The organism is Deltaproteobacteria bacterium, from assembly GCA_030654105.1.
Classification (GTDB): Bacteria; Desulfobacterota; SM23-61; order SM23-61; family SM23-61; genus JAHJQK01.
In genome coordinates, this window is sequence record JAURYC010000128.1 from 1 (window position 1) to 5,846 (window position 5,846).

The 5,846-nt window shown below is 51.3% G+C and carries 6 protein-coding genes; 1 reads left to right on the forward strand and 5 read right to left on the reverse strand.

Annotated elements, in window-relative coordinates; all coding sequences use genetic code 11:
* Nucleotides 1-129, forward strand: a 129-nt coding sequence (locus Q7V48_05070) for a DJ-1/PfpI family protein (protein ID MDO9210105.1), incomplete at its 5' end; no start/stop codon positions are given.
* A gap of 79 nt (nucleotides 130-208) precedes the next feature.
* Here Q7V48_05070 and Q7V48_05075 read toward each other — a convergent pair.
* The 5 genes from Q7V48_05075 to Q7V48_05095 form a co-directional block, all read right to left on the reverse strand.
* The gene (locus tag Q7V48_05075; protein ID MDO9210106.1) at nucleotides 209-1,729 is read right to left on the reverse strand and encodes a gluconokinase; all 1,521 of its coding nucleotides are present in this window, start codon (nucleotides 1,727-1,729) and stop codon (nucleotides 209-211) included.
* Nucleotides 1,730-2,075: 346 nt separating this feature from the next.
* Nucleotides 2,076-2,573 (reverse strand): histidine kinase, encoded by a 498-nt coding sequence (locus Q7V48_05080; protein MDO9210107.1) that lies wholly within the window; start codon nucleotides 2,571-2,573, stop codon nucleotides 2,076-2,078.
* Nucleotides 2,574-2,623: 50 nt separating this feature from the next.
* On the reverse strand, nucleotides 2,624-3,745 hold the full coding sequence (locus Q7V48_05085) for an MASE3 domain-containing protein (GenBank protein ID MDO9210108.1): 1,122 nt from the start codon (nucleotides 3,743-3,745) through the stop codon (nucleotides 2,624-2,626).
* A 15-nt stretch (nucleotides 3,746-3,760) separates the two neighbouring features.
* Complete coding sequence (locus tag Q7V48_05090) at nucleotides 3,761-4,693, reverse strand: ArsA family ATPase (GenBank protein ID MDO9210109.1); 933 nt, start codon at nucleotides 4,691-4,693, stop codon at nucleotides 3,761-3,763.
* A gap of 50 nt (nucleotides 4,694-4,743) precedes the next feature.
* Nucleotides 4,744-5,514 (reverse strand): TIGR03084 family metal-binding protein, encoded by a 771-nt coding sequence (locus Q7V48_05095; GenBank protein MDO9210110.1) that lies wholly within the window; start codon nucleotides 5,512-5,514, stop codon nucleotides 4,744-4,746.
* Nucleotides 5,515-5,846 lie beyond the last annotated feature (332 nt).

The following is a 5,846-nucleotide window of genomic DNA, read 5'->3' on the forward strand; positions in this document are numbered from 1 at the left end:
GACGACGTAGTCAACGCCGGCGCCAAATATGTGGACCATGAAGTGGTGCGGGACGGCAACCTGATCACCTCGCGAACTCCGGATGATCTCCCCGCCTTCTGCCGCGAGATTATTGCAGCGCTGAAGTAAAACCGAACAAAATAGAATTCAGTTACCAGAGTGAGAGTGTTGCTGAGAATGAATTTTTGCCCCTGCCGGCTGGGAGCGTTCAAGTTTTTCCCTGTGAGGGCGCGCGGGGTTTAACCAGCTTTTGATACAAATTTTGTTGTCGCTCCATTGCCTTAAGGTAGCGGATGTGCCGTTTAGCATCGGGCTGATGAACGGCGCTTATAAAATCGGGGACTCTTTCCAGATCGGGGACAGCGCCGAGGGATTCCAGGGCTAATAGGGCAGCTCCCCGGCTCGAAGCCTCCTGAACCCCAGAAACAGCCACTGGCCTTCCCAGTACGTCCGTCATGATTTGCAGCCAGGCAGGAGAGTGAAGCAAGGCTCCTCCACTGGCCACGATTTCAGGCTCGGCGGGTAACCTCTGGCGTAACAATCCGAAAACCAGAGCGACGCGGTAAGCCACCGCTTCCAACCCCGCCCGCAGGATGTGCATAGGATTCGTGGCCAGCGACAATCCATGGATCGTAGCCCGGGCTTGTCCAGCCCACCCTGGGCTGCGTTCTCCAGCCAGGAAGGGTAGGACCGTGAGGCCATGGGCGTCCGGTTCCAGGGCCGCCAGGTCTGCTTCCACTTTTGAAAAATCCTTGAGATTCAAAATCGCCTTCATCCAGGCAAAAACACTTCCGCCTTCGCTCAATGCCCCGCCGAGCAGCGAACGTCGCTCATCCACGCGGTAATTCCACAAGCCAGGAGGGAGATGACCAACCGGCTTATTCATGACCACCCGCAGAGCACTGGTCGTACCCACGGTTAAAGCCACCCGTGCGGGAGACAGGCACCCACTTCCAATATTGGCCGTGGCCCCGTCCCCCACTGCCGGAAACCAGGCCAATTGGCGAAGAGCTGGCCAACGGGCCGCAAATTGGGGCCGGAGGCCTTGCCGAGGAATGTTTATATCCGTAAGTGGCGAAAGTTGTTCCACCCCCACAGGGAGCCGGGCAAGAAGTTTTGCATCCCAGACCAGTTGGCGGCGGTTAAGTAAGCCGGTCCAGGAAGCCACCGAGTAGCTCACCGCCGTTGCCCCAAAGAGTTTCAGCTCCATATACTCGCCCATCGATATCCACCGCGTTACCCGCCGGAAAAGATCGGGCTGGCGGCTAAATAGCCAGCGCAAACGGGCCGGCAAATAACTGGAGTGAAAATGGCACCCGGTTCGATCATGGATGGCGGCTTCGTCAAACTCAGCCTTCAGCCCGGCTACTGCTGCTTCGGCCCGGGTGTCGGCATAAGTGGTGAGCGGCGTTACGGCCTGGTTTTTCTTGTCCACCCCCAAAATATTGTTGACGAAGGTGCAAGCGGCCACTCCGGCAATTTTCCCGGCCAATGGACGGGCCTTGGCCATTAACCGGTCCAGGCAGCCAAAGACCCGTTGCAACAGAAGGTCGGGGTCTGCTTCGGAAGCGCCTTCGCCAGTCGTTCGGATCTCATGGGCCTGACGGACCTCTAATCCTTCCACCGCCCGACCCAACCGGTCAAAGAGTGCGGTGCGCACAGAAGATGTGCCGATGTCGATCGTCAGGATAAGAGGGTCTTCAGCCCGGTTTGAGGGTATGGTGGGCAAGGGCAAATTTGCATTGTAGATTGCGGATTGCGGAATCCGCATTGCGGAATGGTCAATTTGAGGCTTAGATTGCCGTATTAATTTAGCGTTTTGAAAAGAACCTTTAATTTTCATTGAAAAATGAAAGCTGCAAAATGAAAAGTGTAAATTTCAGGGGAAAATGCCTATCATTTTAAAATTTACAATTTGCCTTTGGCATTGAAGTTTAGCCAATTTTTCAAAGGGCTAAACTGTTACGGAAATTCGAATTTGTTTCGAACTGCGGGTTTCGCGCTTCGAATGTAAATCGCTCCTTGATCCGTAGCAACGGTGTCGCCATTCTGCGCACAATTTCATCCCAAAGGGACTATCGTTTTGAACCCTGTAAGTTAAAACCTGAATCGGATAGAATGGATTCGACCAACCCTAAGATCTCCTCATTGGTAGCTGAACCTTTTACCAGGAAATAATTGGCTCCCCGCTCGTAAGCCGCTTCAAATTGCCGGCAAAACCAGCTGATGGCCGATAAAATTCCCAGGTCATCAAGGACGGACGGCCACAGGTCCATCGATATCCTGCGACTTTCTTCAATGGCCTTTTGAATCATGGGAATCACATCTTTCAGGGTAACCCCCGGAGGGGGACTCCCGTTGCTTAACTGGCTGAGTTTCTTTTCCAGGATAAATTTGGTGGCGGCCAGGGACTGTCCGATGCTGTCGTGAAGTTCCCGCGCGATCCGCCTTCTTTCATTTTCCTGGGCCGCCAGCAGCTGGGAAGAGAGGTGGTGGAGTCGATTCTCTGATTCCCAGAACTCTTGGCTGAATCCTACATAGGATTCATAAGGAATTTGCCCCTTCTTCAGCAATATTCTAATCCCCAAACAGCGGCACTGGCTCCAGGTGCGGAGTAGATTTACTACGGCATCAAGATATTCTTTGCGGGTTCACCCTTGACCTCGATGATTTCTGCCGCTAAAAGGGCAATCCGGACTTCGCCGGATTTGGTGCGAAAAGCGCATTCCAGATCGCGAATGGCCCGCTGTTCCTGCAATATTTCTCTCATCTTGGCGCGATCCTCTGGCTGGTTCCAAATGTTGAGATCGAGGGTGGTATGACCAATGACCTCTTCCCGAGAATATCCCATTAGCTGCAGAAAACTGTCGTTGACCTCGATATAGCACCCTTCGGCGAGGGAAGAAATCGTAACCGGGCTTGGGCTGGAGCGAAAGGCTTTGGAGAATTTGCTCTCGGAGAAGCGCAGGGCTTCTTCACTTTTTTTCAGATTACGGAAGAGGAGATCGTAAGGCCTTACCAAGCCTGTCTCAATTAGGGCTTTATAGATGAGATAGAAAGATACAACCTTGAAAAGGTGTCCGACCAAATTGGAAAGGCCATAGACACTTACATAAAAAGTAAAAGCCAATTCGGCTGCGATGGTGGTGAGGATTGACCAATTCAACAATTGGAACACAATATCGTCGAATTCCTTCCGTCTTTGAATCAAAAGGATTATGGCCGTCATAAGAATCAGAGAAATGATATATTCGCTGATCTTCTTAAAAGGGGTTAATCCCCGACCTTCCATGAAACAATCGGGAAAAATCTGCCAGGGGAAAATCGCCAAAAGCAACAGAGCAACGACAACCCCGTAAGCCAGCAACATAGAATTAATTTTCAACTTCCGGCCGATCCATAAAGGGGCAAGAAGCAGGGAGATGCTCTGGAGATAACGAGCCGCAATCCATAATTGAGTGGGCAAGTTGGCATTATATCCCGAAAAAACCCCCATTCCTTTGTAGGCCAGGGTGTGGACCAAATCCAGACCCCCAACAAATAGATAAGCAATACCGATGAAAAGAAGATAATGGTTATCGAGAAAGCGGCGAGAGTTCCAGGCAATCATAAAAATGCCGCAGGCGATGATTATGCTGAATATCTCCGCAAGGCTGTGGAACAAAAGATAGCTATAAAGGCTGGTCAGGTATAGCCCGAACAGGATGCTAAATCCAAAAAGGAAAGTGACCTTACTCCGATTCATATGGAAATCACCCTTTCATCGTTTCAAAGACGATTTTTTCGCTTCCGGAAAAAGAAGGTCAGCGACCTCCCGGATGCGCTTGATTCCCTTCACCTCATCGGCAAGCAAAGGGACTTCAATGAGAGCCATGCGCTGGCCATAGGTTTCCCTAAGCTGCCGCAAATACTTACGCTGCATGGCTTGCCGCCGGCGATGGAAAGGACAGTCTGCTTCCTGAATGAGGTAGTTGATGATGAGATGACCCACGGTCAGATGAAAAGCCTCAAAATCCTGCAGCAACCGCTCGGTCAAGCGAACGCCGAGACCCTCGGCAATGGTTACGATGACATACGCTGTACGTTGCCCGTCACGGATAAAGTCTAAAATCCTCTGCGAAAGTTCTTGCCACCCGGTGATGATCTGGAGAATGCCCCTTTTGCTTTTTTTCAGGCGGACCGTGTTGGCAATTTTTTCAAAAGCCCCGTAAAGGTTCACGTAGAACTTGGCGGCTGCTTCCAGGTGGGTGATAAAGAGTTTGGGCAGGTGGAGGAGACGCAAGGTGTGGCCGGCTGGGGCTGTGTCCCAGACGATTCGGTCGTAGGATCCTTTCTCGACCAATTCGACGATAAAATGGAGCATATATTCTTCCTCAATTCCTGGAGCCCCCCCGATATAATCCACGAAGTCGTAATCCAAATTGGCAAACGCCGTAAGGACTTCGTGGATCTCCGGACCAAATCGTTCCTTCCAGCGCTGGAGGATGACTTCAGAATGGATTTCCAAGCCATAGAGATTGGCCACTCCTTGAATTTGCTTTTCGCTCGCACCAATATCTGTTTCGAAAATATCCGAAAGAGAAGGCGTCGGGTCAGAGGAAATCAGGAGGGTTCTCTGACCTGAGCGGGCGAAATGGAGGGCTAAGGCTGCTGAGCAGGTAGTCTTCCCCACTCCACCTTTGCCGCCTACCATAAGCAGCTTCGTTGAAGAAAAATCTAAATAAGGTTCAGGAATTCGAGGGTTCATGGGATTAAGGGTTTTCGTCCAGAACCTGGCGGACCGGCATAGGTCTGAACGATTGCCATAAAACGCTTGGCCTCCTCCCCTTCGATTTCCAGGGACATATCCCGCCAATTTCTTCTTCTTACGGCCACCCTACAAAATTCACCCGCTCGGCCACGAATCCGGTCTGGGGCATCTTCAGGTCCTTGCGCCCAAGAACTTCCCGATGGAAGAATGAGCTCGATTCGCAAAGGAGTCGTTGGTATGGCAAGGCCATTTACCTGATAAGCATAGGGCCTAGCCATATAAGCGAGAAAAGCAACATGCCGGAGACGGTCCGTATCCTCGGGCTCAGCCCCCGCGGCATCAAAACAATCGAAGCCATGAGCCCAGGTCTCCATGAGCCTTGCGGTGGCAAAGGCGCGGGCTCCCATGGGCATGGCAAACCAGGGGATTCTTTGCTTGGGGTCGCACTGGGATAGCTCTTTCATCATGGCCGACCGGATCTCTCTCCACCAGAGCAGAACTTCTGCGGGTTTCATAGCTCGCCCTTTCTGGGGACCTATTTCCGTAAATCCCAATTTGACCCTCGCGGCTTCTTCCAGAGGTGTGTAATCTCCCCCCAAAAGGGAAACAGCCACTTCGTCAATATGGGCGATATGGGCAACGGAATCCTTTACAGTCCATCCCTCCGCTGGGGAAGGTAGGTCCCACTGAGGTTCGCTTAAAGTTCCTAAAAAGTGATCCAGGGTCTCCTGCTCGGCCTTCAGGTCTGTAAGAATCTCTTTCATGGTTACCTCTTGAAATAAATTACGGGTTCCGAGTTTCAGGTTTCGGGTTTCGCGTTTTATTTTTTAACTTGATTGTATAGGAAATTCCTTTTTGGACACGGATATTCACAGAAAGTCGCTTAGCGCTTAGCGCTATGCGCATAGCGTCTTTTTTGTTTCTGCGGTTATCTGCGTAATTCTGCGTCCTAGTAAATTTCGCCTTGAAACTCTTATCTCGAAACTTTATTTCCTCTTCAACAAGGTGGCCAACCCCTTTTGCAAGGTCTCGGGAAAATCCTTGGCCGTGATCAAAAGGCTCTGGACGTAAGCCTCGATTTCCATATGGGCCATTT

What these genes read in the sequence shown, in the direction of transcription:
- Q7V48_05095 (MDO9210110.1), bottom strand. Translation starts at nt 5,514, where the DNA reads ATGAAAGAGATTCTTACAGACCTGAAGGCCGAGCAGGAGACCCTGGAT.
- Q7V48_05090 (MDO9210109.1), bottom strand. Translation starts at nt 4,693, where the DNA reads ATGGTAGGCGGCAAAGGTGGAGTGGGGAAGACTACCTGCTCAGCAGCC.
- Q7V48_05085 (MDO9210108.1), bottom strand. Translation starts at nt 3,745, where the DNA reads ATGAATCGGAGTAAGGTCACTTTCCTTTTTGGATTTAGCATCCTGTTC.